Origin of the sequence: Lentibacillus salinarum (assembly GCF_042679865.1) — a bacterium.
GTDB lineage: Bacteria > Bacillota > Bacilli > Bacillales > Amphibacillaceae > Lentibacillus > Lentibacillus salinarum.
In genome coordinates, this window is sequence record NZ_JBHTNH010000020.1 from 63,612 (window position 1) to 90,316 (window position 26,705).

The window sequence follows — 26,705 nt, forward strand, 5'->3', positions numbered from 1 at the left end:
TATTTCTTAATTCTGTAACCGAGAGTATGATCAGCTTCGAAGCGATAGAGCTGTTCCTAGGCTTCCTGCTTTCCCTTTAACAGTTGACCGCCGTTTTTAAGATATTTTTCAATCCCCTCTGATGCGCGGTATGCCAACGATCCGATTGTAACAGTCGGATGATGCCCCGGGAAGTGCGGAAATGCCGATCCGCCGACGACAAAGAGGTTGTCCACATCCCACATTTGCAGATAATTATTGACGGCAGACGTTTCCGGATCATCTCCCATAATGACGCCGCCAGCATAATGACCGCCCTGATACATATGGTCAAACTCTTCTGGAATATCATCCGCGTCAATGATGTCGGCACCCATGTTTTCCATAATTTCAGTGCATTTTTCGATACCGAATTTGGCGATATTCCGGTCCTGATCGGTATATTTATTGGTCACACGGAGAAGCGGATCACCGAAATCGTCCTTATACGTCGGGTCCAAATCCATATAATTATGGTACCATGACATGTTTGCTGCGGTGTACCAAACATTCAGGTTCCGGTAGGCATAATGATTGGCGTTTTTCTTGAATTCAGATCCCCAATTGGGTGTGCCTTTTGGAACGCGGTTGCTTGTTATAGCGCCTTCTCCATACTGTCTGATTTCGATAGCCCCGCCATTGATGAAATCGACATCCGAATGGTCAAAATTATCAGCCGCGAAATCGCTCATGGTTCCGCCAAGTGCGCCTGCGCCCGCGTAAAGATTGAATTTGCGATCCTCGAAAAAGCCTCTTGCCCCCAAAAAGGTGATATTCATCTGTCCATTGAAATTTTTGCCGATAACGCCTGTTCGGGATTCCGGATCATATGGTTTACCGATCTCCGACAACATCAACAGACGATTATTGGTGAAGGTGAAAGCTGCCAAAACGACAACATCGGCCGGCTGTTCGAATTCCTGTCCGGTTTCTGTATCGACATACATCACACCGTTTGCCTTGTTGCCGCCATCATAAAGCACGCGGCGCACATACGATTGCGTTCGCAGTTCGAAATTGCCGGTTTTTTGGGCTGTTGGAATGACAGTCATCAATGGATCTGATTTAGCGCCAAAGTCACAGCCATAATAATGGCAAAAAGCGCAATACATACAGGCATTCAGCGTTTCGCCATCGGGGTTTTCGTATTGCTGTGAGACGTTGGCCGATGCGACCTGGTAGGGATGATAACCCAATTCCTCCGCAGCATCCTTGAACAAACGAACAGGCCGTGATTCTAACAACGGCGGGTTGGGGTAATCATTCGAACGTTCCGGCCCTAAGGGATCCTCTTCTCCCGAAATACCAGCCGTTTTTTCAAACTGATCATAATAGGGCTCCATTTCATCGTATGTTATGCCCCAGTCCTGAATCGTCATGCCGTCTGGTATTTTGTCTTTTCCATAACGCTCCGCCGTTTTACTGTATATTTCAAAATCATACGGCGGATAACGATAGACGGCACCTGCCCAATGAACACCGCCCCCACCAGTATCGGTTCCAGCCATCATTTCATCCCGTGTTCTGACAGGCAATGCCTGCTCATCCATGGTGTTTCGGGACGTAATGGTTTCATGTGACAAATCTTGCATCATTTGAAAACGATTCATAAATCGCAGTTCATCTTTAACACCCGTGTAATCCTCTAGATTCTTCTTCTCCCCTCTTTCCAGTGCCACTACCTTTTTGCCGGCCTTGGAAAGTTCAGCAGAAATGACACCACCTGCCCAGCCTGTACCAACAACAACAACATCGACTTTGTCCAATTTTTTAGCCATGACTGAGTCCTCCTATGATTGAAAATCTCTCAAGCTTTTAGGTTCCTTTTTGACAAACGCGTCACTTTCTAATTCATTCACATAACTCATGCGCGGCCCTGGGTATTCCTTCATTTTCCACCCCATCATATTTCGGTTGCCGCCGTATACCGGATCGGAAAAGGCGCCTTCCAGCGTCATTTGCCGCAGCAGATTGAAGAAGGTGATTCCTGCAACACCTCTCATATCAATCTCGCCATTATCAAACGCCTGTAGCACGTCATCTTGCTGGTCAGCTTCAAGTTCAGTAAATTTGTTATCGAATTTTTTCTGACTGACTTCATTCATTTTTCTCAATCCCTGAAGATAAATGTCGCCTCTGTTCAGTCTTGTTTGGTATCTCGGGGTCCGTGATGGCGCCTGCGTACTTGTGTTGGGCCCTGATTTATCTTGCTTGGTATCCTTATGCTGGTATTCATAGGTTTGTTTATTTTGATAAAAGGGATCTTTCATGTAAGCTTTCGCATTTGTTCCCCATGATCCGCTCAATTGCTTATCAATGAAAAATGGGACACCAAGTTCAATCGCGCCCGGTCCATCGTCATCTTTAGGCAGAATGCGCTCCGTCGCCGCCTGCAATGTGTCAAAGTCTTCTTTACGGCTAAAAAATGTTCGCGCTTCCTGTAAATTTTGGGTCGCTTCATTATTACTGGTTTGCGTATCTGAATCGTCCTGAAATTGGCTGGTTAAAAGGCCGCCAAATAGTGACCCGCCAACAACACCGCCAGCAATCATGCCTGTATTCTTAATAAATCTGCGCCGACTTTCATCAGTCTTTTCTTTATCTTCATCTGCCATACGGTCTACCTCCTAACAACCCTTAATAAAAATTCCATAAGTAGCTATATCTTTTCCATTTTTTCCAGAAGAATACAGTGAAATTTCCATTAAAATGGGTAAAATGCTGCAACAAAAAAGGCGAGTGCCAAAAACAACATATAAGATCGATGAGTCGGTTGTCCCATTTGTAATTGGAAGATCATTAGGTATGCCCAATTATTCTAAGGATTTGAATATTCCGAAAAAGTCATTGACAAAACGCAATCAAGTGTTAACATAATAGCAACTATTAAATTAAATACATAGGATTTAAGAAGCGTTGATCCGCTTTTTATATCCGCGTCTATGAAAGCGGTATCATATATTTTCTGTTTATCGGAAAAGAAATGGACCGCAGTAGGTCTCCCGGGTTTCCACCATGGTTGGTTATCGAGTATTTTTGAAAGGGGTGATTACTGCGGAACGAATTAATTAGTATCCATTCATATTCATTCTTCAAGAACCCTCATAATTTACTGTAGTGTTCACGATCCATCACGTTCATCATCGCAAGAGGAAGCAGATCAAAACACTGCAAAACGTGTCATTGTTCATTTTTAATTTGTTTTCCACGATCGTGGGGTGCAACACTTAAACGTAGACAGTTTTATGCAGGGAGGATTCTTTATGTCAAAGCAAGCTGAAGAAATCGAGAAAAATGATCACATGCCAGGTCCGAATCAGAATGGCATATTGGAGAAAGTCTTCAAATTATCAGAGCGCAAAACAAATGTAAAGACAGAAATCCTAGCAGGCCTGACGTCATTCCTGGCGATGAGCTATATCATTATTGTCAACCCAATGATTTTATCAGATGCAGGAATTCCGCATGAAGCGGCACTTGCTGCAACGATTTTTGCGAGTGTCTTCTGTACGTTTCTATTTGCATTATGGGTAAATTATCCCGTAGCTATTGCACCAGGCATGGGACTTAATGCCTTTTTCGCCTATACTGTCGTAATCGGTGAAGGGCTATCCTGGCAAACTGCACTAGGTGCCGTATTTATATCCGGTCTCGTATTCTTAATTTTGACGGTTACCGGGGTTCGCCAGAAAATTGTTGATGGTGTTCCTACACCGCTGAAATCGGCGATTGCTGTCGGTATCGGATTATTTATCGCTTTTATCGGATTTCAGAACGCAGGACTGGTTGTTTCCAACGAATCAAATGTTGTCGCATTGGGAGATTTAACACAAGCAGGACCGTTTATAGCGATCATTGGTATTGTTATCACGGGATTTTTTATAGCAAAAAATATTAAAGGCGGACTTTTGATCTCGATCGGGATTACAACCGTTATAGCTATGGTCTTCGGGATATCAGCCGTACCTACAAGTCCCAGCGATTTTATTTCATTCAGCTTTCCAAGTATTGGTGATACATTCCTGCAAATGAATATTATGGGCGCTATCGGCTACGGTGTTATTTCAATCATATTCTCGTTTACAATTGTGGAACTATTCGATAACTTGGCTACATTGATCGGTTTGACAAAAAAAGCAGGACTAATGGATGAAAAAGGCAAGATACAGGATCTGGACAAGGCGCTTCAGGCAGATGCAGTCGGAACAATGGCAAGTGCATCTTTCGGTAGTACGGCACTAAATGCCTATGTGGAGAACGCTACCGGTATCTCTGAAGGTGGAAGAACCGGCCTTACGTCACTAACTGTCGGTATCCTGTTTTTAGTTTCACTGTTGTTTGCACCGCTGATCGGTTTTATACCGAGTGTCGCAACCGCACCAATTCTTATTATTGTCGGTGCGTTGATGCTTACCGAAATAACCAATATCAAGTTTGACGACTTTACAAACGTCATTCCGGTCTTTTTGACGATTTTCCTGATGCCTTTGACCTATAGTATTGCGACCGGACTTGCTTTCGGATTCATTTCTTACACTGCTTTGAAAATGATGACTGGAAGATTCAAGGAAATTCATTGGATTGTGTATTTCATCAGTATTGCTTTCATTATCCATTTCATGTTGGGTGGTCACTGATTGTTAGAAGACACCCGATAACGGGATGATCAAAACAAATATGAAAAAATTCGGAAGCTGGATTTGGAGAAAAAGAAGTTGGCCAGCGCTCGTTTTTTCTATCCGGCTTCCGGCTTGTGGAAAGACAGGGAAAGCCTCTAGTTTTTCTAAAGGGAGTGTTTATCAGTGGATAGACTATCATTTAAAAATAGAATTGCCGTTGCATCCAAAAAAAAGTCTGCGGATACAGTGATTAAAAACGGAAAAATCATCGATGTTTTCAATCAGGAAATCATCGAAGCGGATCTGGCAATTGCGGATGGCGTTTTTGCCGGGATAGGAAATTACGAAGGGGAAACGATCGTTGATGCAAAAGGGAAATTTATTGTCCCCGGTTTTATCGACGGACATGTACATATTGAATCGGCGATGGTGACGCCGGCCGAGTTTGCCAATGTCGTTTTGCCCCATGGTGTCACATCAATTGTTGCCGACCCGCATGAAATCGCAAATGTCAGTGGTGTTGATGGTGTCACGTTTATGATGGATGCATCAGAGGGGTTACCGCTGAATGTGTTTTTCGGGCTCCCATCATGCGTACCGTCGACACCATTCGAAAATTCCGGTGCAGCCCTATTGGCAAGAGATTTGTTGCCGTTGTACGAACATGAACGCGTTGTAAGTCTTGGCGAAGTAATGGATTTTCCGGCTGTCTTCAATGGAGATGGCGACATGCTGGATAAGCTTTCTGATGCCGAGAATCTGCAAAAGGCAATCGATGGTCATGCCGCGGGTGTCGATCAAACCGGAATCAATGTCTATATGGCTGCGGGTATCAGGAGCGATCACGAATGTACGACAGCTGAGGAAGCAAAAGAAAGACTAAAGCGCGGCATGCACGTCATGCTGCGCGAGGGAAGTGCTTCCCGCGATTTGAAAGCATTGCTTGATGCGGTCAATGAAAAAAACGCCAGACGCTGTTTATTTGTCACGGACGATAAGCATCTTGATGATCTGATTGATGAAGGTACAATTGATCACAATATTCAAGTTACCATAGAGCATGGCATAAGTCCGATTGCAGCCATTCAGATGGCAACGATTAACGCAGCTGAGTACTTTGGCCTTAAAACGAAAGGTGCCATTGCTCCAGGATACGATGCAGATTTTCTGCTGCTGGACAGCCTTGAAAATGTTGATATTGCGGAAGTCTTTGCAAACGGAATTTCCGTTGCCAAAGGCGGTCAGTGTGTAACAAGATACGAAAATACTGTCCAGCTGCCGGATAGACTGATAAATAGTATTCAAACGAAAAATATAAACGCGGAAGATCTGCAAATCGAACTGGAAAAAAATAAATTGGCAAATATTATCCGCATGGTCCCTAACAGCATTGTTACAAAACATGAAATGGAAGCTGCAGATGTGGAAAATGGGTGTTTCACGCCATCCGTTACGAAAGATCTGCTTAAAATGGTTGTTATCGAAAGACATCATCAAAAAGGGAATATCGGGCTTGGTATTTTGAAAGGCCTAGGGTTGAAATCAGGAGCAATCGCATCAACTGTTGCCCATGACTCGCATAATATTGTTGCAGCAGGTACAAATGACGATGATCTTTTATCGGCTATCCATGCCATCAAGGAAATGAATGGCGGTCTTGTTGTAGTCGATAATGGCACTGTGCTTGCATCATTGCCATTGCCGATTTCGGGGCTATTATCCGATCAGGATTATAATACTGTCAATGCAAGTTTGCGGAAATTGAACGATTCCCTCGGATTAATCGGCTTTTCAGGAAACTTTAACCCATTTATTACGTTATCGTTTATGGCATTGCCGGTTATTCCTGAAATCAAGCTGACTGATATGGGATTGTTTGATGTAAAATCATTTAAGAATATCCCGATTGAAGCGGGTACCCCGGCGTCAAATCACTGATTTCAATAATCAAGGCCTTGCGCATTGCGTATATGCTCAAGGCCTTTTGGCAGGAAAAGGGGGCAGTGCCTATGTCCTACTAGCAGAAAATTGGGATGGATGGTCTGATCCCATGTCACAAGAACTCAACAACGCATTTTTAAAGCACGGGATCACGGGCATTGGTGCAGAAAGGCGAACTATTTTTCCTTAACGTTAAGTTTTTCTAATTCAGGTGGTGACAGGCACCCGAACCTACTGTTCAATCCATATAATCCTCAATTAAATAATAAGTTCTGTCTTTCGTTTCAAAAGCTAAGTAGTCCACTCCCTTGCCTCTTGCTGAAGCTGTTTCATCAGGCATTTCATCAAACTTTTCTTCTTTCATTTCAATCCACTCAATTTGATCCGATTTTAATTTTTCAAATGCATCTTTCGGCATCGTATCTTCTAATTCATCCCAAACGTTTTGTAATAGATCATCCCATTCATTATAGTATTGACCATAGAAACCAGGCCGCATATCTTGTGCATCTGGATCTATTTCTTTGGCTTCTTTCATGATCCTATCATCAAGAACATCCGCTTTCTGCAAATACTTCTTTTTCAGGTCACTCGCTTCAGCAGCTAATTGTTTTGCCTCCTTCTCCCTTTTTTCTTTAGCTAGTTGTTTTGCTTTTTCATTTTCCTCTTTTTCTTTGGCTCGTTGTTCCGCTTTCTCTTCCTCTTCTTTTTCTTTGGCTAGTTCTTTTTTCTTTTCCTCTTCTGCTGCTTTTGCCTCTGCCGCTTCTTTATCTTTTTCCATTTCCTCTTTAACACTATCTATTCGAACTAATCCATTATTTTCCCCTTCCGCGCCACCTGGCGTGTCGACAACTATGACGGTATTTTTATTTTCAAAATAACCTTCAAAGAAAAATTCATTCGTGCCATCTTCCGGATTGACCACTTCCATGATAAAATTGTCATCTTCCGTTTCAGTTAATATGTAATCAGCAGTCATTGGATTATCGTTTGATTCTTGTCTGTTTATTATTCTTTCTTCATCTATTTCCAGGTATGCCACTACATCATCATCTATAACTACTTTCCAGCTCCCTATTATCTTACTTTCGATAGAACCACAAGCTACTAAAAATACACTTAACATGAGCACGCCTAAAAATAATTTAATAAAATGTTTCATATGATACTCTCCTCGTATATAATATTCATAGTGTTAAGGAAGGTTTATTCCGCACTTCCGTTAGTCACTTTTCTCTATATTTGCTCCGAATCAAACCTCAAGCTCATCATCGGCATCAATATCTATTTTATCCTTTTTTACCGGGCCATTTTCTTTATCTAAAAAGTCCATATCACTAACATTTAATTCTGGTTCTTCATCGTAGTCAAAATGATAACGTTGCTTCAATAACGTGACCATATCGTTGCTGTTTTTCACTTCTTCCTTAACCACTTCATCCGCTTCCTTTTCCGGAATCCCAGTTATATCCGTTAACGCGTATTTTTTAGTTCTTAGCGAAAATGAAATGGTAAAATCCGCCCGTTCATCATTAATTTGTTCACTATTTTTAAATTGGAGGTAAACGTTATGGCACTTACAGCCGGGATTCATACAATACGTATCAACAACATAATATTGCACAACATCATCCTTGTTTTCTGCAATCCCTAAACCTTGGGAGTCTCCAAACACCTCAATATACCTGAATGTTTTCCCTTGTATAACATCAGCTGGATTGACCGATTTCATTTATATTTGCTCCTGTCTAAAACTAATTGCAAAACTCTGAATTCCTCTAGCTATATTATACCATCCTGTTAAAATCCCTGCCATGCCTGCAGTGAAGTTCCTAAAAACCATATACACATGGACAAAACCCGGCAATTGGCATCCACACTACAACCCGGAAGTTTGCAGTGCTTCAGCTATTTCTCTCCTGAAAGCCGAATATCTTGAATATATACCACGATATTTCTCAACAAAAGCATGGCCATCCTGTTTACTTCCCCCGATCAGCCAGCGTTTCAGCCATTGCTACAAGCACTTTCGCAGCTTTATCATAACTCCCCCGGTACTTATTGCTTACGATGGCATCAATCCTGCGCCCCGTTTCATTTCGGCACCATGTCAAGTAAAATTCTTCCTGTTCGTCTGTCAAACGGACGCTGTTTTTAACCCGATTTATGATGTGATTATATTTAGCTATATCGATGTCTTGTGTGCCAAAAAACCCCCGGGATATGGCATATCGCCACTGATCTTTGCGAACCTTTGAATAGTCGCCACCCTTGGCTAATACATCCATCAAAAAGGTGAGCATAACCGGTTTGGGATGAGAACTGGAACTCCATCCCAGCGCACCTTTTCCTTGACACATTTCAAATACTCTCTCATATTTGCCACCTAAGATAAGTGCATGAATGTAATCCCCTTCATCTATTGCTGCATGCCGGTTGTCTATGTATCCACTTGGCGTACTTCCCTCGTTCTTTAGTTCGGTCATTCTTTTTTCCGCTTCATCTCTGACTTCTTCCAAACAATTTTCTTCTTCAGCCAAAATATACAAATCCAGCAAATATTTCACGGAAGGATCGGAATAAAAACTTTCCCGGAGACCTTTTAATTGCATCCTGTTATCATCGAGTTCATCGCCAATTTCTGTCATCTTTTCGGCAACGTCCGCCCTGACTGTAAAATTACCCGGGATGTTGTCCAATCCCTCTGTAACAACTTGCAGGACTGATTCACGATCACCTTCCTTTTGCAAAGCAGCTATCCAGTCCATATATGCTTCCGGAAACTTGTCCGCATAGCTTCCCGCAAAATCCGCTATGGCCGGGATGCCTCCCTTAAGAAAAACAGCTTCCCGGAGTAACTGATTAACATGGAAAATGGGCTTTTCTTTTAAAAATTCAATCCAGTCTGTCAAAAAATCATGAAAGTCCGGTAATGAAGCATCCAATGAATCGTTTATGTCTGTAAGCTTAACGTTTGGTGAGGTTAAATAGCTAAATTCCTTCATTGCTTCATATAACAGATTAACTCTCTCTTCTGATTTGGCATTTATGTAAACCGACCTGAGAAAAAGCGCAACATGTTCATGAAGATCAACTTCCAGCATATTATTGATGTACAGATCTCCCGGAAGATATCCCGGTTCTTCTCCCATTTCCAATATGGCAAACAATTTCCTGTAAACGTCTTCTGCAGCCTCATAATGTTCTTCCCGAAGCAGATGTCTGGCCTCAAGGAAAAAGTCATCCATTTCCCCGGCCCAGCTTTCATCACCAAAATCCCGTTCTTCCAGATAATCGTCATCCCATCCGTACCCATCAACATAGACACCATCTTCCACATCCTGAGCAAAAGCTTCAATTTCATCCATCAGCGCATCGGCATCTGTTTCAGGCATTGTCTCCTGACTTTCCGGTTTCAATTTGTTCAAAAAATCCAGCCGTTTATCCGGGAGCTCTTCAGTTGCCCATTCCATTATCAGACGTCGGAGTTCCTCTGCTGAAAAATCAGCCAGCCGCTGCCGCACTTCATTCATAAACGCTTTATAGCTCAGCCTTTCCATTATATTCACATCTCCTTTCTATCTTTTAAATCTATCAAAGATCCCTCCGATTTGCGAGATATCTTTATGTTTAATTTTCGCGAATTTCACAATTAGTCTACCAAAAACCTGAATATTCATGTATCATAAAATTAGATAAATAAAATAGAAAGGAGAAACCTCTATGGCACAATTAGGTACAGAAGAGCGTCCTGTCATAATTAAAACCAATTCGGAAAGAAAAATCGAAAAGATGACCGCAGTCTGTGACTTTTATGATTTAACGTATATTGTTGGAATTGAAATTGATGAAGATTTGACAGATTTGAAACGAGCCGTTAAAAATAAGCTCGAGCCCGCCGACCCGTATAGTGAGTGCACTTGTGGCAGCGGCAAAAAATACAAATTTTGCTGTAAACAAAAGATGAAGAACTTTGACATCAATCGTTTCATTGAAGATTTTGAAGTATGATAAAAGCAGTCATTTTATCCAATTCGACATGCCAAATTTGTTTGAAATCTTCCGGTATTCCTGCACTTGTGGTGTAGAATCAGAGAGGCTTGCGGGATCTGTTATCACAGCTGGGCAAAAAACATAAAGCAAATAAATAACGATTTGTAATTTTCTGAAATATCTTCCCAGAAGAGAATGTACAAAAAACCGTTACTTAAAGTGACAGGCACCCGAAATTTTTCAATTAAGGGAAACCTCTTGTTATGACTATTTTTTTATGGGTTTAGTAAGTTCAATTCTTCCCGTGCTTCTGCCGGTGTCATAATATCGGCTCCAAGGGTTTCAACAATGCCGGCAGCCTTGTCAACGAGCTGTTCATTTGTTGCCAGCTGGCCTTTTTTCAAGTACAAATTATCCTCAAGCCCGACACGGATATTACCACCCTGGCGTATCGATTCAGCAACGATTGGCATTTGCATCCGGCCAATTCCAAAAGCTGCCCATCTGCCGTTTTCCGGGATACGGCTCTTCAAATATGCCAATGTCTCCGCATCAGCTGCTGCACCCCAAGGAATGCCCAGGCAGAATTGGTACAGCGGATTGCCGTCAATTAATCCTTCTTTCACGAGCTGATTCGCAAAACGCACATGGCCTGTGTCAAAGCATTCCAATTCTGGTTTGACGCCACTTTCCTGGACAAACTTAGCCTGTCTCCTTAGCCAGTCTGTCGGGCTGAAATACAGCATGTTGCCAAAGTTGGTGCTACCACAGTCCAACGTGCACATTTCCGGAAGAAGCTCTCCAACTGGCTCATGACGCTCTTCCGGTGTTTGCATATCTGTTCCTTCACCACCCTTGGTTGGATCGTCATCACTTGGAACCCAGTCACCACCGCCTCCTGAAGTGATATTAATAATAACGTCTGTGTCTGATTCACGAATTCGTTCAACTGTCTCACGAAACAGATTGACATCGTGGCTCAACCCGCCTGTCTCAGGGTCACGCACATGAATGTGAGCAATCGTAGCCCCTGCCTTCGCAGCTTTAATAGCCGAGTCTGCAATCTCTTTTGGCGTTACCGGAACATCCGGGTTTTTGGATGTCGTATCGCCTGCTCCCGTTAACGCTGCTGAAAGAATGACTTTCTTACTCATTTAAATCTCCTCCTGTCCGTTTTTAGGTACATGCTCAAATATTTCACCGCTTTCAAAAAAGTGAGCTACACGGCGTATCCAATCATAATATTCCTTCCATTCATGAAGTTCTGCAAGCAAGTTATTAATCGCTTGTTCATCCTCTTCTGTTAAATCCGGCTGCTGCTGAAGTTCGTCCAGTTTCTTCTTCAAACGCTGTTCAAAGTGACGGCTCCGGTTAATGGCTTTTTGCCAAGTGGATGTAAATAGTGAGATGAAAGTCTGATAATAATCTTCTTCAACTTGGTACAGATCTTTCCGGACACCTTTCTTAAAAACACGTTCAGCGATATTCATGTCAATCATTTCCCGGACAACCTGACTCATCCGTGTTTTACTCATTCCTGTTTCAACGGACAACTCATCCAGCGTCATTGGCTCCCGGTTCATATAAATGATTCCGAGAACAAGGCCGACACTTGTCGCAGCCCCAAAGGCACTCATATTGTCTGTTATTTTCTCAATGAATTGCGTTCTGACATCATCAATTCGTTCAGTATTATTTACCATCCCGTCCATCCTTTTCCAACAGTCTTGACTGCAGCCTATCACACCATTTTCCAAAGCCGAAATGGCCTGTCCCTTCATATAATCGAATAATTCGACGAAAACAGGCACATATGACATATACTTCTTATACATTAAAAAGTTGACAATTTTGTGTCGTTTTCATTCCGCAAGCTACAGCAAACGCGCTCATTCCATCCCAGACTCAAGTCAGCCATTATAACCTTTAAAGCGGTAGGGGTAGCGTCAGCCACAGCTTATTCAAACGCGCTAATCGTTGTTATTTTTTATCATCATCCCTGCAAAAAGATACAAGTTGATCGGCTACCCTCGCTTGGGAGACCGTCGAATCAAAGTCATCCGAATCCGAAGATGTTAAGGCGTTTGCCATTCGCAAGCCAACTACGTGGCCAGGCATGAGCGTAACAAGATTACCACCGTATCCCTTCATATTCGGCAGATAAAGCTCACGCCCTTCTGGTGAACGATAAGGCTCAATGTGCCAATTCATGGCATAATATTTAGGCCCAAACGCATTCTTCTCTCCCTTGGGAATAGCTAAAGCAGGAGGAACTTGTTTTGGCAAGATGCTGTCCACCAACTGGCGATTCAGTATCTGGTTGCCATTCCAGTTACCGCGTTTTTCATAGAGCAATGCAATTTTAGCCAAGTCATCCAGTGTAGCGTGATAACCGAAATCCATTCTGGGATGACCAGATGATCCATTCTCCTCGATCGTGTCATTTACTGGCCCGTAGTAAATACCAATTGGTTCGTACACTTCTTTCTTGAGCAACTGGCCCAACGTGGCGTCCTCGCCCTCCTTACTCCGAAGATACGCTTCAAGAGCAACGCCGAGAAGGAATGCGTCTTGATCCCGATAGTTGTACGTCGTTCCGGGCTCCCAAACCCGTGGATAATCTAATGATTCCGTAATCTTTTCACTTTTCGATGGCGCTAAATACCATCGATGATAATCACACAAATAACATGTTGGATCATCTGCGGTGGCACCGCGTCCTGAAGCCATGTTAGCCATATCCAGATAAGTGACATCATGCCACTCTTTTTGGGATTCTGGTATTTTTATATAGTTAGCAATTTTCTCATCAAGCAGGCCACGCCCATACTTTTCAGCTAAACGTAACATCGCAACGTTCATCATCGCTGTTTTTGTCACTGACCAAACGCCATAACGAATGTCATCGCAATACGGAAATGGACCAGCAGCAAAATGGCAAGGTGATCGATATAGCACCCCCTCGTAAAGCAGACCAGTCTGGAGAACATGTTTTTCCTCCGCTGTGTTTTTTGCCCCATTAAACGCCGCTAAATTCTTGACCCCGACCTTTTGTTTTAATTCATCGAGTGGTGCGGTTGGAAAGCGATTTTCGAGATGGCGACGATAGACTGTTTTGTGATGCTCCAGGTTATCGATTCCGCCGGGCTTATATGATGCTTTCGTAACTCCCCAGGCGTTGAAGTGGCTCGGTACATCGAAGGGACCTGTTTGGGCAACTATTTGAAATCGAACATGTGAAACGTTATCTTCTTTATAAAGGAACATGGCGATCCCTATATGCGTTTCGCCTTCCAAGCGATTGACGAGAGAAAATGGAAATGACGCACGATTCCAGCTGTTATCCTGGTCAACGTTACACCAAACGCGCCCCGGTTGAACAATGATATCCCAGTAGCTTCTTGTGTTCTCCAGCGCGCCATTTGGAACAACATCCTGAGTCACAGGAACTAGATATTTGTCATCTACAGTAAAAAATTCTAAAGACACGTCTGGGAAAAAGGTAATATCTTTGTCGTGTACTTTATTCGTACTGAACTTTGGGCTCATACCCATGTGTGTACCCTCAAGCTTCAACGTACCTTCAAATTCCGTAGAAGGGCCTTGAGCGTTATCGGGAGCGGCAAATCGATAATTCTTTGTTAGGCCACTGACTTCCGTTCCCTCGATGAGTTCTTTCCACATAATTGGATCGTTAGCTATTTTCATAATGTCATGGTCCTCTCCTGTCTATGTCTAATCATGAAAGATTCTCTTTCCATAAGTTTGAATGCAAGGGTTAAGTTGTCCCATATTAAGATTCGTACCATTATGGGGTCACTAAACTGACGATCAAGCAAAACGCTTGACCGTCATGTCATGAAATCAATGACGCTTATGGAAAATTTGAATAAACAACATGTAACCATTTCTTAATTTGCATTTTTTATTTCGTCAATCTTATCTTGATTGTTATCAATCCACGCCTGTGTGACGTCGTCGGGATCCTTACCACCATCAATTTCGGCGATCATTTGTTCCATATCTTCCATGGATATACGCCAGTTGCTTAAAAACTCATATGCCTCTGGTGCTTTCTCTTCCAATCCCTTATTAGCAATAACATTAATAGTACTCGAATCAAACAATCCTTCCTGGGCTGTTGCTTCTTTATTTGTTAGTATTTTTAAATCGTACTTATCAAACATCGAATGCGGGCGCCATCCATAAAACAAAACAGGGTTCTCCTCTTCCATTTCTGCTTCAGCAGCTGCCAGCATAGCTGCTTCTGAGGAATTGGTCATTTCAATGTCAAGATCATAAAAATCAATCACTTTTTTCATGTCCTGCATTGCCGGATCGCCTTCACCAATTGCAAACATTTCATGATTTACGATATCCTCTTTGCCTTTTAAATCTTCAACGTCATTGATATCCTCCATATACTTGGGAACCACCATTCCTGAATTTGCATCTTCATAACTGACAGAAATACTTTCTATTGAATCAGAGTACTCCTCGATATATTGTCTTTGTGCTGGAAACCACGAATCCATAAATATATCAATATCGCCATTTGACATACCGGTATAAACACTGCCAGCATCGGCATTTGTTTCTTCTATGTCGTAGCCCATGTCTTCTAAAATTTTACCTGCTATTTTCGTTGGTGGAACGGTACTTGTCCAATTTGTGACGCCAAAAGTTAATGTTGGTTTGTCCTCATTTCCTGTATCTCCTGTATCATCTGTATCACCACTTGATGAGCAACCGTACATAGTTATTGATAATAAAATTGTGATTAGAATAAATAGTGTTTTCCTCATTTTAAATCTCTCCTAACATATTAAATAGCGTTTATTGTAAGCCCGATCATTTCAATAAATGACATCATGCATTACGAATTGTTTTGGTCAAATCCATATATCGAAAACTTAGGAAAGATTAATACCTTTCTGTTGATGGGCAACTTGTTCTATAAGCTGACTCGTTGCATCTAAGTCTTTTCCTAATTCTTGATTAAATTATCCCAAAACTATTTTCATAATCTCATTTCACCCTCATTACATACTCCCGTTACTTAATCGAATATTAACAATCCAAATCTACCCCCCATATGAAATCAGATAATCAATTAGTCAATAATTGTATAAAGTTTATCACATGTTTTCTCAATATTTCTGGCTATTCCTTGAAAATGCTCGTTATTAATTTTGTTCAAATACGTTAGGGTAACATTCAATTGATCACGAAGCCGCAAATGGCAGGTCAAAAATTCGATGGACTACTGCGAGTTTAAGGTCAATTCATAGAAAAAATCGCAAGTAACATGTGAATAATCGGTGTGTCAACAACCGTCGGACGTATACTTGGCATTATTTATAAACAGGGGTTCCATGAGACTCGATCAAATATCGGAGGCATCCGGGATGAGCAAGGCCGGATAAACCAGATTGTACATGAAAAAATTTGAACATTGCCGAAAGCGTGTTTGAGAAAGGTGTAAGGAAAGTTTTCCCTGACGTAACAAGACTATTACCAGACATTTATTTCCACTTCTTTCATCAAACTAGAGCGATGCCTGCCATAAAAACAAGCCTATCAATCAAAGATGGTCACAAAATCTGGAATGAATACTGATGCAGAACCGTTTAAGGATTTCTACTCTAGTGGACATTTAAATTGTAAAAATTCAACTTATAAATTGTTCCAGTTTCCTGCATTTCAACTGATAATAAATTGAAAAAAGGAGAACCGGAATGGAAGATAAGAAATTATACATGAAACTATTGGGAAAGCACTTGCGAGGATATCGATTGGTGAAAAATCTCACGCAGAAAGAACTGGCTACAAATGTCCGGCAGCTGCTGATGTTTCGCATTATATACAGGCAAAACAACTGGAACGGACCGGGATTGCGTGTGACGGTTTGGAGGCGGTTAAAAGGAATGTCCCCCGCTTACTTTGGATGCGTACTTCCGTAAAACATACATCAACCTCCATGATCCTCATATTCATTCTCATAAATCAAATAAAGTAAGAAAAGAGTCCCACCTCGGGATGTAGGAGGACAATAGATCATCCTTCATATTTATAATCGAAACAAATCCGGGTTTGGGGGCATGATAATGAAAAATACTTTTTATTTTTTGTCCGTAAAATGCCACTTTTTCTGCATTCATTTCGATTATAGGGATGAAGACATCTATCTTTTGTTCGGCGATCTCAATATCTATTCTGTAGAATCTCGGAGTATGTGTAACGCTCGATTGATTAAACATTAAAAAAATCGGCCTCAATCCCAGATTGTATTTATCACAAAAGTTGGGAAATCAGCCGGCACTTAGTTAATGGAGAATCAATATGAACTATATTAAAGAAATCAATGCGTTTTATGACCAAATCACCTTCAACCCGCTATAAAGCTCAGCTGTAGCTGTCTGGCGCACGTTAATGCATTTCAACAGTGTAGCGGCTGGCAGCAGACATTTTCCGTCCCGGCCAGATTCATCGAAGTAACTTCCGGTGTAAAAGGCACAACCTTTAAACGCGCCCGTGCCGAATTGCAAGAAAAAGGCTACATTGCCGTGACACCCGGCGGCTGCAACTTACCGTATGATGTCGCAAATCAAGACAGATGAGCAGCACGACAGCGACCTTCAGGAGACCGCGATGCCACAACCTTATAAAACGATCCATCATGAGCACTGTACACAGATACATCAAACACTGGAAAAAACAGCTCCCAACAACGCTGATTGAGCAAACTGCCAATGAACCGACAAACATCCAAACGAACAAGCCGATCCAGGCACCAGGGCTGTTCTTCGCACGATTTGAACTGATTCTTATATGTGTAGAAGCGTGGACTTAATTGGTATAAAATAATCTGCTATTCTGTCATTTTAATATAATTGCTTCCTGCTCTATTTTTTTCCTATGGTTCAACATCTGGCAGATCAATTCATGAAAAACTGCAAATTCCTCTTGATCCAACAAACTTTCCATCTGCGTCAGATCTGTTTTCGTGATTGGGTTTCCTTTGTCCAAGTGACGTAAGTATGATGAGGCATCCATATAAAGCGGCTGGAAATCAATTCGTGTTTTATCCCGCAAATGTTTCCAAATATATAGCCCATGTAGATCGATATCACCCCAATGATAAAATGGAACTGATAAGTTGGAAGCGGCGATAAAGTTTTTTAGTTTGTTTAATATCAGTCGTCTGCCGTAATTATGATAACCGCCTAGATATAATACAATTTCATTCAATTTATGTTCGGCTTTATAAAACAAATAATCGTGGTAGGATGTCAGGTTTTCAATTGTAATCACAGCGTTAGCTTGTACTGATTCAATATCGCAATCATTAAAAAATTGAGGATTAACATCGAAATCCGGTGTAAACAAAGAAAAATCTATACTTCTTCCACCCTTATTGATTACAATGTTTCCGGACATATGAATAAGCTGGGGGTTATTCATAATGCCATACTCACCCAGTAATTGATATGTGTAAAATATTTCTCGAGGGAAAATGAGGCATTTTTCTAGCCAAAAAAAGAGAAGCACTCTATCATAAATGTATGCTTACGACGGCAAATACATTTATGATAGAGTGACCTTCTCATATCCTGTTGCATCAGCTACTGTTGTTTGTCAGCTAATCTTGAAAAATATTGCGAATAGGTAAACTACCACTAGGATAACTAATATGAAAGACTGTTTTACTGCATATAGACTTGTTCTGCGTTTGATTGAGTTTTTTATGCCTAACATAACTGGCTGTTTATTGGTTCTATTGCTTATGCTATTATTCAATAATATTTACTTGAACACTCTACCGCAATTATCACAGGTTTCTTAACTCCACCAAGTCTTTTTTCCACAGTGAGGACACGTAGTTTCACCTAGCATAAAAGTCACCTCCTATCCGTTTTATTTAAGGAGTGTAAAAATTCCAATTCCTTTTATCAAGAAAATTAATGGTTCTTTTTGCCTATTTTTAATTTTAGTTTTCTATAAAAGTCCAGTGAAAAGGTCGTTGCTTTCACCAAGAATTCAATAGATTATGTAGAAACAGAAAAATAAATAGAACTCTAAAATTAAGGATGATCCATCATACAATCGCAAAACAAGAATACAATCGACCTCGTTTATTTCAATATATTTAACTGAAAGATACCAACCACTCCCGCCGTCACATTTGCGTAAGTTATAAAAAATACACTCGGAAAGTAACAGCTCCTTCATTAAAAAGAAGTTACAAACTACCAAGCCAATAAAAAAGCCTACCCCTCAAGGTAAGCTCTTTCTACAGGCGAATAGACAATCATTCGCCTAATTCAACGCCCAATGCTCCAGCCATAATTTTCGGTAAATCGGTATTGTCCAGATAGCCTGTAAATTTATCAGCTTGCGGGCCGTACGCGTATACCGGAATATCGACGCCGGTGTGGTTCGTGCTTGTCCAGCCGATGAGTGCCTGGTCACCAATGATTGTATTGATCGCCAGTGCAGCATCATCTGCTTGTTGAATCGTCTGTGCTTCTGCTTCGGATAGTTCAAAGTTTGTGTACGTTTCGATAACCTCATTTACATTGGAGCGATCATCATTTAATTCTGAGGCCATGTGATCGCCTGTTGCCGTAACATCTTTAAGAACAGAAGGATTAACGTTCATATCCGCATTTTCGCCGGCTCCAACCGTCATGCCGCCTGTTTCATGATCACCGCCGACAACAACAAGCGTCTCACCATCATCTTCCGCAAATTCAATGGCTTCTTCAACTGCCGCTTCAAAGGCTTCGGTATCTTGCATGGCCCATGCTGCATCATTGGCATGACCTGCCCAGTCAATCTGGCTACCTTCCACCATCAGGAAAAATCCGTCGTCATCTTGCTCCAGATTGCCAATGGCACTTTCTGTCATCTCAGCCAAGCTTGGCTCTTCCGTATTATCGCGGTGCATTTCAGGTGCAAGCGCGTCATCTGCAAATAGGCCGAGTAATTTTTCCCCGTCTTCGATATCAATCTCTGAATCCAGCAACGCATCCTGTGTTTCTACCAATTCATAACCTTGCTCTTCCGCTTGTGCAATCAGGTTATCGGTTTCCTGGTTGCCACCTTCCGATTCAGGGAGAAAGTTATTTTTCCCACCGCCAAGCAATACGTCTACCTCGCCTGCGAGCAGCTGTGGTGCAATCGCTGTTTCATTATTGCGGTCCTCTACATGAGAGGCAAAAGAAGCCGGCGTTGCGTGTGTAATGGTAGATGTCGCAACCAATCCGGATGCCATTCCCTCGTCGGCAGATGCTTCCAGAATCGTCTCCAGCTCGTTTCCTTCTGGATTAAGACCAATTACACCATTATCCGTTTTTTCCCCAGTTGCCATGGCTGTCCCTGCGGCTGCAGAATCCGTAATGCTCGAATCAGCAGAATAGGTCGTGAACATGCCTTTCATATGCTCATCCCACACCGCTTCTTCGTCTTTGTACATGCGGTAATTGGTGGCGTAATCGGCATTAAAACCATCCGGAATCATATAAATGACATTTTCCACCTTTTGATTGCCATTTCCATTATCTGGCGGCCCACCAGGTCCCCCGGCCCAATCCGGCGGGCCAGCCCAGTCAGGCGATCCACCCGCCATAACACCAGTAGCCCCGGCAGTCAATAAAAGTCCCGCACTCAGTGCAACTACTCCAGCTTTTCGAAACATCCAATCTCTCCTCTCTTATTTAATCTATGACAAGCATAACGTATGACTATTAAAACAAGATTAATATAATGTTAGCTATTTATTAATTTTTACAATTTGAAATTAATGTTGGACATACTTGTTTATTGCCGGAAGTTAGAAAATCAAATCTATCTGTATTTTCACGCGACCATAATCGTATATGAGGTTGTTCAAAAAGTACCATATTAATTAAAATTTGAGTCGTATTGTTTCTACCGAACGCCCAAAACTGGAAATGAAAGTAAATCCATTCGTCGGCAGATTAGTAAACTGAATTTTCAATATAAATTCACCGAAAAAAAGACGGACTTCCCCCTTGGACGTAAACAGGATTTTTAAAACTGTTTGATTAATGTGGAATTAAACAGCTAAAGGTAATGAGATGTGTTCAACTTGCTGCCTTTGTAATTCCTTTATTTTTTCCACATGATTTTTGGGTAAAACTGTATCTCGTACATGCTTAATGATTCGCTTAATCAGTCGAAATGTATCGCGCATGATAAAAAAGGATTGTACCCTTTTCGTTGTTTTTACAGGCACTTTTTTATGGCGCATGACAGAATCTAATTGATTCGATTCATGGGCAAAAGCTAGTTCCACTTGCTTCCGATAACGAAGCATATGATATTGTAATTCCGAGCCTTGTGGAACCGGTCCATAAAAGAACGGGTTTTCTTCAAAGGAAAAGCTGAACTGTTTATCGCAGGCTGCCTGAAGTGGACAGGCCATGCATTTGCTTTCGTCCCCGTTAAACCAGGACGTATTGGTTTCTTTGTCAAATCCATCCCAGATTAGCTCATGCCTCGCCTGACACTCGGGCTTTCCTCCTGGAGAACATGTTTCCGGAATGACCGTATTCTTTTTAAAATCCGTCACGACCGCTACATCGTGCTCATTCAATGATGCAGCCTGAGCCTCTGCGCCAAAGTAGCCCAGATCAGCTACTAAGTAATCCACGTTTAGATCCCCAATTTGGTTAAGTTTTTCAACCAATGGGAGAAGCACATCAATATCAGCTGTGTCCGGCGGAAGAATAATGGACAACAATACGATGGGTCCTGTTGGTGTTGGGCATACAATAGAATGCTTGCGGTACCCAATAAAAAATTTATTCTGGTTCGCTTTGTTGCGTTGCACCCCTACTTTTGCATCAGGGTCCGAATACGTTTTTTCACAATCGCAAGTTTTTTGTCTTCACACTTACAGCGCTTCTTTTTATAGCCGTTCACATGTGCATAGACGGGTCTGGAATCAATGCCGGCAAGGTCTGGTTTTATAAAGTCATCCAACTTTAACGCTTGACCGATCAGATCAAATAAAATCTCGTAAAATAACTCCGGTGTCACATATTTTCGGAAGTGACTTAAACTGCTATGAACAGGTACATCTTTTATATTGGGTGTCCCGATGAAGTTGCGCCAAGCTTGATTTTTAGGATCTATCAGTTGATTACATAAATGCCGAAAAGATGTCACCTCTGGCAACGCAAAATAAAGATAATGCATCCGAAAGTATGTCCGCGGATCCGCTGGTGGTCGGCCACCATCCTTGTACAGTGGTTTTATTTTTTCTAACACAATGGAATCATCGACATGATCAATGTAATCTATCAGTTCCACATCAAAGCCGAGTGTGTTATAGTAGTGGAAAGGAACTAGTTCCAATTGTAATTCCATGAAAATGCACCTCGCAAATTGGTATTTTTGGTTGTCTCGCAACTCCCATTTTACCATATTTTGCATAGGGTGCATTTTTATTTTTTAGGGGCTTTTTGAACACGCTCTTTTAGTTAGAGGATTGAACGGGTTTTTGCATATCCTTTCCTTCCCCTTTCTTTTTATTACGGCACATACAACTTCACACCATGGACAAAAACTCGGGAAGTGACAGCATTCGAAAAACTAGTGTTTCATCGTAAATTCTTTTATCAAATCTTCATCGATTACTTTGTTTAAGCGTCTACCTCCTTCAGTCACAATGTCCCAGGGCGTTCCTGGTTGATGTGTTAATTTCACCAATGACCATGCATTATAACTTTCGTACTTATCGAGAGTCTTATCAAGCACATCTAGATATTTACCATAGCTTGAGGTCTGTAGAAAACGTGAGTATACCGATAACTTAAACTCATCATCTTTATAAATCAAGACGTCATTATCCTCGGCAGGCTCATTTATACTACTTCTACCGTATTTTTTATACATATCATATACCTCTTCTACTACTGGTCCGTGCTGCCAGGCAACTAATTTTTCTTTAAAAGGAGCTTCAGCATACTTTTTAACATAGCTTACATAGAAAAAGTAAAGCAACTTCTGTAATTTTAAATGCGTACATTCAAGTTTAGATGTGATAAGATTTGCTATATCGAACGAGGTTATTTCATCTTCATCAGCAAGAAAGCGGGTAAACGTCTCAAACTTATTAACCGGAAACACCTCTTGAAAGAACTTGTCGTACTCTACAACTGACTCCCAAGTTTTTGCGTCAGTTTTCACATGATGAAAGCCGAAAGACAATTCAGGATAGAATGCTTTTAATTTATCAGTCAGCTCTTTAAAGTCCTTTAAGCCGAGCACGCTCTTATGCACCTGATGAAAAGCAATACGCTTCCCTTCACTATAATCGCTGTGAAGTAATATTAAATGTTCATACATAGCAAATCCCTCCTTTTTCGTAATACCATCAAACATCTCGATATTTGGTTGGCCAATGTGTATAATCCTTTTTATAAACCTTATGTGAGTCTAAATTAGACCGTTCGTACTGAGCATCCCAAACTTGAAGCTCTAATGGAAAACAGGTATTATGCACTCCCATAAAGTAGATATGAAAAGCTTTATAATCCTTTATCTGGCGTTCACTTGCTCTAATCCTGTTTTCGCCCTCATTTTTAAGATTGATATAATCAGTAAGCTTATGAAAGTTAGGTACAAAGTCTTGATCCACGAGTCTGAAACCAAGTAAATCGTTTAAATATTTGTTAATTGAAAAGCTACCTTTTTCATCAAACCTCTTACGATGAAGTTTTGAGACAATTGAATCGTCGTTCTTCACTCTTCCAGTGATTGGTATGCCATTGGACGATGAAAGCTCCATTACGACATCAGCATACAGATCGTACAGCCCCATTTGATAACTTTCCATATAATCCAGAAAGTCTGCATCTATAAAATCATCCATATTCTTTGGGTCATTTGAAGTAACATGTCTGACTTGTTTCTTTTTAAAGTTAAATGTATTATCCTTTTGAGTTCCAAGCCATTCAAGGTTATATTTATTGTGTTTTTCACAAATAATATCAATAATCTTTTTATAATCAGCAATACTGTATTTATGTGAAATTGACACGTTGACTACCCCTTAGTTTTTCCAATGTCAACCCAAGTATACACAATAAGTATAACACGAGCAAACAGGAGTTATCTCTATTTGATCGATCATTATTTGAAAATTGAATTTGCTAAGCATAATTTACTTTGTTCCCTGGAGTCAAAAGGAAAAGTACCCTAGGAGGCAACAACGGGAAACTATAATGGATCCACGATTTTAGACACGAAAAAGTTGATGTTATGGGATGTGAAATAAAACAATTATAGATGATCATTGGCTACTACATATATTTTATTTTACGTTTACTTTCATCGAATTATCCGGCAAATCAACAATATTGCTCCTTCCACACTTGGAAAAACTTTACATAGGCTTTGACACGATATCTTTCAATCCCTTTCAAGCCAATACAGGATGCAATCACAGCATCATCCCTTAAACTTTTTATGATTGGTTAGATATAATATAATCTATATTTCACTAAAAGTCAAGAACATTTGTTCGTTTTTATCACTAAAATTAACTCATAAGGGGTAAAGAGGCGATTCAAACTCCCCCGAAGTGTTCATTTTTATTTAGCGAAAACTGTCTGCTTTAGTTTAGCAGTTATATAAGGCAAGCTTATATTATTAAAACTTAGTCAGCCCCTGCTTCAGTTTAATCCAAATTGTTCCAGTATATTTATTTAGTTCACCTCTAACAGAAAATTTTATTTATATTATCAATATTACACAACATTTTTCCTAATATTTGTATTATATTAGTACTTCTGGATTATCCATTTGTTTTCCTGCTTAAGATTGACATTATTTCCAGACATGGGCCGATACGGAACAACTGAAGAGGGTGGGGGTATCAGCGGGGGATATTGGAGAAGGATGATTCGCCTGTGCGTTTTTACTATTAAGAAGGACGATTTACACGATAATCGACCCAAAAATAAAAAAAGTGTCATGTTCAGCTGTAATGACACTTTTTTAACGGGAACCTACGTAGTGTAGTGATGAAGCAGCCTTCCACAATACCGATAACATTTAGAAAGTGACAGGCACTCAGGACCAACCTATGTTTGCACTAAACAGCGGCAGCGCTATATTGACATTTGCTTTATGAAATCATCTATGTAAGTTTGCAAAACATTTATCTTATTAACAAGCTCTTTTCTTGTTTCATTTGAAAGAGCTTCAGGGTTTTCCAGAGTGAGACAATTTTCCAAGTTGTTGCAGTTCCTTTCAATACTTTTTACATATCTTTGTAACTGTTTTTCATTAACCACCTGATCGGTGTACTTCTCCATTTCAATTATTAACTGATTCACATTATTTTGAACATCATCATATTCTTTTTTTATTTTATTCATCCGTTTTGAAATTTTATCCAAGTCGCCTTGTTTTAAATCATACTTCCTTTGCAATTCTTCTAATGCCGTTATGAGTTCCGGGTTCTTTAGTTTCGCTATATAATCGATCCTTGTTTTCTTGGATGATTGGATTTTAACATGGGATGGATTGGCTAATTCCTGTTTTTCCGGAAGATATATTAAATTACCGAAATATACAGCTTCTGAAACAGATAGATGATATTGTTGTAATTTTTGCGCTTCACTCCTTAAGACTTCTTGTTCATGCACAGACATTTGGTCTGTTGCATTTCTTAATCTGTACTTTCTTGATGTCTCCATAAACAAGCACCCTCCTTTTTTTAATACATATTACTTAGGAAGATTGTCCTATTCATGGTTCTTTTTAAAAACCAAACATTACCCTGCCTCTAGTTCATGACTCCTTTCGTCAACCATATCCCGGAAGTCCTAGTAACGGTTATTCATGGAACAACAGTTAAGATATATTATAATCAATGATAAATCCACTTTGAAAGACAACAGGCGAACATCAATGAAATCTGCACATAAAGGCGTTCTATACAAATCCCTTTTTTAAAATGTGATATCCCGACTAAAGCAAATCGCGCGTATAAATCCTCTCCCTCGAGTCATCTGTCACCCTGTTAGCAACTATGATATCCACATTGTGAAATAAAAATAGGAGAGATCGAATAAATCGACAAAAAGCGGGAAGTGACAGGCACGTGACTAATTGTGATGACATCCTCGATGACTTTGGACATCTTTTACAAACCTATCCGGTTGACAGATGAACGCATTTAAGAGATATTGAATTTAAGAGAAAGTATTTTTAGGTTAAAACTGTATACGCCTTATGGTGGCTTCGTATAGAAGCTGAAAAGGGAAGTTTGGTGAAAATCCAGCGCGGTCCCGCCACTGTAAAGAGGAGGCACATAGAAGAACCACTGTTAATGAACGGGAAGGGCTATGTGTTGATGAATCTGAGTCAGGAGACCTGCCATAAGGAAGAACATGAATTCCTACGGGAGATAGGAGGATGTTACGTGGAAATTTTTCAGGGCTCACTTGTAATGATTCCGTGTTCATAATGAGCTTATTCTCAAGCATCTTCGTATAGAAGGTGCATTTTTATTATTTTAAATTGAGGAGGAACGATTTTCTTGGAATCATTACCAGTCAGCTATTCAAAAATGACACAAACAAGATTAGTATTACCGCCGGATACGAATCACTTGGATACCATATTCGGAGGAAAAGTACTGGCATATATTGATGAAATTGCTGCATTGACAGCCATGAAGCACTCCAATTGTGTAGTCGTTACAGCGTCGATTGACTCTGTCGATTTTTTATCTTCTGCCAAAGTGGGCGATGCGTTAACTTTAGAGGCCAACATTACCAGGGCGGGACGTACATCGATGGAGGTGTATGTAAAAGTCTATGCGGATGATCTTCTTCATGGTAGAAAAGTTATGACGACGGAATCGTTCTTAACGATGGTTGCCGTCGATACAGAAGGAAATCCAAAATCAGTTCCTTCTATTATACCTGAAACAAAGGAAGAAAAGCGGCTGTATGATACCGCCCCGTCTAGGAAAGCTCACCGGCAAAACCGTTCAGCTCTAAGATGATTTTGATATACTTCCAACATTGCCCCAAGCATTACTTGATTATGCCTTACGCAATCAAGAATTGTTTTATTACATAAGACGGC

The 26,705-nt window shown here is 40.8% G+C and carries 22 protein-coding genes and 1 riboswitch; of the genes, 6 read left to right on the plus strand and 16 right to left on the minus strand.

What is annotated here, in order from left to right:
* Positions 1 to 56: 56 nt before the first annotated feature.
* Together ACFQ4A_RS09585 and ACFQ4A_RS09590 are read right to left on the minus strand one after the other, a co-directional pair.
* Complete coding sequence (locus tag ACFQ4A_RS09585) at positions 57 to 1,796, minus strand: GMC family oxidoreductase (RefSeq protein ID WP_382399957.1); 1,740 nt, start codon at positions 1,794 to 1,796, stop codon at positions 57 to 59.
* Positions 1,797 to 1,808: 12 nt separating this feature from the next.
* On the minus strand, positions 1,809 to 2,633 hold the full coding sequence (locus ACFQ4A_RS09590) for a gluconate 2-dehydrogenase subunit 3 family protein (RefSeq protein ID WP_382399959.1): 825 nt from the start codon (positions 2,631 to 2,633) through the stop codon (positions 1,809 to 1,811).
* A gap of 648 nt (positions 2,634 to 3,281) precedes the next feature.
* Between ACFQ4A_RS09590 and ACFQ4A_RS09595 the strand changes: the two genes are divergently transcribed.
* The gene (locus ACFQ4A_RS09595; RefSeq protein WP_382399961.1) at positions 3,282 to 4,655 is read left to right on the plus strand and encodes an NCS2 family permease; all 1,374 of its coding nucleotides are present in this window, start codon (positions 3,282 to 3,284) and stop codon (positions 4,653 to 4,655) included.
* Positions 4,656 to 4,820: 165 nt separating this feature from the next.
* Positions 4,821 to 6,575, plus strand: a complete 1,755-nt coding sequence (gene ade / locus ACFQ4A_RS09600; protein WP_382399963.1) for an adenine deaminase — start codon at positions 4,821 to 4,823, stop codon at positions 6,573 to 6,575.
* 241 nt (positions 6,576 to 6,816) lie between these two features.
* On the opposite strand, the gene ACFQ4A_RS09605 is transcribed toward ade, so the two are convergent.
* The 3 genes from ACFQ4A_RS09605 to ACFQ4A_RS09615 all read right to left on the minus strand — a co-directional run bounded on the left by ACFQ4A_RS09605 (position 6,817) and on the right by ACFQ4A_RS09615 (position 10,138).
* Positions 6,817 to 7,740: a hypothetical protein gene (locus ACFQ4A_RS09605; protein ID WP_382399965.1), complete on the minus strand. Its 924-nt coding sequence runs from the start codon at positions 7,738 to 7,740 to the stop codon at positions 6,817 to 6,819.
* Positions 7,741 to 7,830: 90 nt separating this feature from the next.
* Positions 7,831 to 8,310, minus strand: coding sequence for a hypothetical protein (locus ACFQ4A_RS09610; RefSeq protein ID WP_382399967.1), 480 nt, complete (start codon positions 8,308 to 8,310; stop codon positions 7,831 to 7,833).
* A gap of 250 nt (positions 8,311 to 8,560) precedes the next feature.
* Entirely contained in the window at positions 8,561 to 10,138 is a 1,578-nt protein-coding gene (locus ACFQ4A_RS09615) for a hypothetical protein (RefSeq protein ID WP_382399969.1), read from the minus strand.
* A gap of 163 nt (positions 10,139 to 10,301) precedes the next feature.
* Here ACFQ4A_RS09615 and ACFQ4A_RS09620 point away from each other — a divergent pair, with 163 nt between their 5' ends.
* Entirely contained in the window at positions 10,302 to 10,589 is a 288-nt protein-coding gene (locus ACFQ4A_RS09620; RefSeq protein WP_382399971.1) for a DNA-binding protein, read from the plus strand.
* 257 nt (positions 10,590 to 10,846) lie between these two features.
* Here ACFQ4A_RS09620 and ACFQ4A_RS09625 read toward each other — a convergent pair whose 3' ends face one another.
* From ACFQ4A_RS09625 to ACFQ4A_RS09640, 4 genes are all read right to left on the minus strand, one after another.
* A complete protein-coding gene (locus ACFQ4A_RS09625; protein ID WP_382399973.1) occupies positions 10,847 to 11,725 on the minus strand; it encodes a BKACE family enzyme in 879 nt (292 codons plus the stop codon).
* Positions 11,726 to 12,274: a GbsR/MarR family transcriptional regulator gene (locus ACFQ4A_RS09630; RefSeq protein WP_382399975.1), complete on the minus strand. Its 549-nt coding sequence runs from the start codon at positions 12,272 to 12,274 to the stop codon at positions 11,726 to 11,728.
* A gap of 277 nt (positions 12,275 to 12,551) precedes the next feature.
* The gene (locus ACFQ4A_RS09635; RefSeq protein WP_382399977.1) at positions 12,552 to 14,279 is read right to left on the minus strand and encodes a serine hydrolase domain-containing protein; all 1,728 of its coding nucleotides are present in this window, start codon (positions 14,277 to 14,279) and stop codon (positions 12,552 to 12,554) included.
* Positions 14,280 to 14,482: 203 nt separating this feature from the next.
* Entirely contained in the window at positions 14,483 to 15,376 is an 894-nt protein-coding gene (locus tag ACFQ4A_RS09640; RefSeq protein ID WP_382399979.1) for a glycine betaine ABC transporter substrate-binding protein, read from the minus strand.
* Between the two features lie 933 nt (positions 15,377 to 16,309).
* Here ACFQ4A_RS09640 and ACFQ4A_RS09645 point away from each other — a divergent pair.
* Both ACFQ4A_RS09645 and ACFQ4A_RS09650 read left to right on the plus strand, forming a co-directional pair.
* Positions 16,310 to 16,534 carry a hypothetical protein gene (locus ACFQ4A_RS09645; protein WP_382399981.1) on the plus strand — a complete coding sequence of 75 codons (225 nt, stop codon included), beginning with the start codon at positions 16,310 to 16,312 and terminating at the stop codon, positions 16,532 to 16,534.
* A 716-nt stretch (positions 16,535 to 17,250) separates the two neighbouring features.
* Positions 17,251 to 17,424: a hypothetical protein gene (locus ACFQ4A_RS09650; protein WP_382399983.1), complete on the plus strand. Its 174-nt coding sequence runs from the start codon at positions 17,251 to 17,253 to the stop codon at positions 17,422 to 17,424.
* 26 nt (positions 17,425 to 17,450) lie between these two features.
* Here ACFQ4A_RS09650 and ACFQ4A_RS09655 read toward each other — a convergent pair whose 3' ends face one another.
* The 7 genes from ACFQ4A_RS09655 to ACFQ4A_RS09685 form a co-directional block, all read right to left on the minus strand.
* A complete protein-coding gene (locus ACFQ4A_RS09655) occupies positions 17,451 to 18,035 on the minus strand; it encodes a Wadjet anti-phage system protein JetD domain-containing protein (RefSeq protein WP_382399985.1) in 585 nt (194 codons plus the stop codon).
* A gap of 847 nt (positions 18,036 to 18,882) precedes the next feature.
* Positions 18,883 to 20,271 carry an alkaline phosphatase gene (locus tag ACFQ4A_RS09660; protein WP_382399987.1) on the minus strand — a complete coding sequence of 463 codons (1,389 nt, stop codon included), beginning with the start codon at positions 20,269 to 20,271 and terminating at the stop codon, positions 18,883 to 18,885.
* A gap of 381 nt (positions 20,272 to 20,652) precedes the next feature.
* Entirely contained in the window at positions 20,653 to 21,429 is a 777-nt protein-coding gene (locus ACFQ4A_RS09665) for a transposase (RefSeq protein ID WP_382399989.1), read from the minus strand.
* Between the two features lie 2 nt (positions 21,430 to 21,431).
* A complete protein-coding gene (locus ACFQ4A_RS09670; protein ID WP_382399991.1) occupies positions 21,432 to 21,968 on the minus strand; it encodes a transposase in 537 nt (178 codons plus the stop codon).
* Between the two features lie 225 nt (positions 21,969 to 22,193).
* Entirely contained in the window at positions 22,194 to 22,949 is a 756-nt protein-coding gene (locus ACFQ4A_RS09675) for a Panacea domain-containing protein (protein WP_382399993.1), read from the minus strand.
* Positions 22,950 to 22,977: 28 nt separating this feature from the next.
* Complete coding sequence (locus ACFQ4A_RS09680; protein ID WP_382399995.1) at positions 22,978 to 23,643, minus strand: hypothetical protein; 666 nt, start codon at positions 23,641 to 23,643, stop codon at positions 22,978 to 22,980.
* A 1,072-nt stretch (positions 23,644 to 24,715) separates the two neighbouring features.
* Positions 24,716 to 25,306, minus strand: a complete 591-nt coding sequence (locus ACFQ4A_RS09685; protein ID WP_382399997.1) for a hypothetical protein — start codon at positions 25,304 to 25,306, stop codon at positions 24,716 to 24,718.
* 522 nt (positions 25,307 to 25,828) lie between these two features.
* Positions 25,829 to 26,007: riboswitch (cobalamin riboswitch) on the plus strand.
* A gap of 144 nt (positions 26,008 to 26,151) precedes the next feature.
* Here ACFQ4A_RS09685 and ACFQ4A_RS09690 point away from each other — a divergent pair.
* The gene (locus tag ACFQ4A_RS09690; RefSeq protein WP_382399999.1) at positions 26,152 to 26,622 is read left to right on the plus strand and encodes an acyl-CoA thioesterase; all 471 of its coding nucleotides are present in this window, start codon (positions 26,152 to 26,154) and stop codon (positions 26,620 to 26,622) included.
* The last annotated feature ends 83 nt before the right edge of the window (positions 26,623 to 26,705 follow it).

What these genes read in the sequence shown, in the direction of transcription:
- ACFQ4A_RS09645 (WP_382399981.1), top strand. Translation starts at nt 16,310, where the DNA reads ATGGAAGATAAGAAATTATACATGAAACTATTGGGAAAGCACTTGCGA.
- ACFQ4A_RS09595 (WP_382399961.1), top strand. Translation starts at nt 3,282, where the DNA reads ATGTCAAAGCAAGCTGAAGAAATCGAGAAAAATGATCACATGCCAGGT.
- ACFQ4A_RS09630 (WP_382399975.1), bottom strand. Translation starts at nt 12,274, where the DNA reads ATGGTAAATAATACTGAACGAATTGATGATGTCAGAACGCAATTCATT.
- ACFQ4A_RS09635 (WP_382399977.1), bottom strand. Translation starts at nt 14,279, where the DNA reads ATGAAAATAGCTAACGATCCAATTATGTGGAAAGAACTCATCGAGGGA.
- ACFQ4A_RS09670 (WP_382399991.1), bottom strand. Translation starts at nt 21,968, where the DNA reads ATGGAATTACAATTGGAACTAGTTCCTTTCCACTACTATAACACACTC.
- ACFQ4A_RS09660 (WP_382399987.1), bottom strand. Translation starts at nt 20,271, where the DNA reads ATGTTTCGAAAAGCTGGAGTAGTTGCACTGAGTGCGGGACTTTTATTG.
- ACFQ4A_RS09685 (WP_382399997.1), bottom strand. Translation starts at nt 25,306, where the DNA reads ATGGAGACATCAAGAAAGTACAGATTAAGAAATGCAACAGACCAAATG.
- ACFQ4A_RS09640 (WP_382399979.1), bottom strand. Translation starts at nt 15,376, where the DNA reads ATGAGGAAAACACTATTTATTCTAATCACAATTTTATTATCAATAACT.
- ACFQ4A_RS09585 (WP_382399957.1), bottom strand. Translation starts at nt 1,796, where the DNA reads ATGGCTAAAAAATTGGACAAAGTCGATGTTGTTGTTGTTGGTACAGGC.
- ACFQ4A_RS09610 (WP_382399967.1), bottom strand. Translation starts at nt 8,310, where the DNA reads ATGAAATCGGTCAATCCAGCTGATGTTATACAAGGGAAAACATTCAGG.
- ACFQ4A_RS09615 (WP_382399969.1), bottom strand. Translation starts at nt 10,138, where the DNA reads ATGGAAAGGCTGAGCTATAAAGCGTTTATGAATGAAGTGCGGCAGCGG.
- ACFQ4A_RS09675 (WP_382399993.1), bottom strand. Translation starts at nt 22,949, where the DNA reads ATGTATGAACATTTAATATTACTTCACAGCGATTATAGTGAAGGGAAG.
- ACFQ4A_RS09650 (WP_382399983.1), top strand. Translation starts at nt 17,251, where the DNA reads ATGAGCACTGTACACAGATACATCAAACACTGGAAAAAACAGCTCCCA.
- ACFQ4A_RS09620 (WP_382399971.1), top strand. Translation starts at nt 10,302, where the DNA reads ATGGCACAATTAGGTACAGAAGAGCGTCCTGTCATAATTAAAACCAAT.
- ACFQ4A_RS09655 (WP_382399985.1), bottom strand. Translation starts at nt 18,035, where the DNA reads ATGAATAACCCCCAGCTTATTCATATGTCCGGAAACATTGTAATCAAT.
- ACFQ4A_RS09625 (WP_382399973.1), bottom strand. Translation starts at nt 11,725, where the DNA reads ATGAGTAAGAAAGTCATTCTTTCAGCAGCGTTAACGGGAGCAGGCGAT.
- ACFQ4A_RS09605 (WP_382399965.1), bottom strand. Translation starts at nt 7,740, where the DNA reads ATGAAACATTTTATTAAATTATTTTTAGGCGTGCTCATGTTAAGTGTA.
- ACFQ4A_RS09590 (WP_382399959.1), bottom strand. Translation starts at nt 2,633, where the DNA reads ATGGCAGATGAAGATAAAGAAAAGACTGATGAAAGTCGGCGCAGATTT.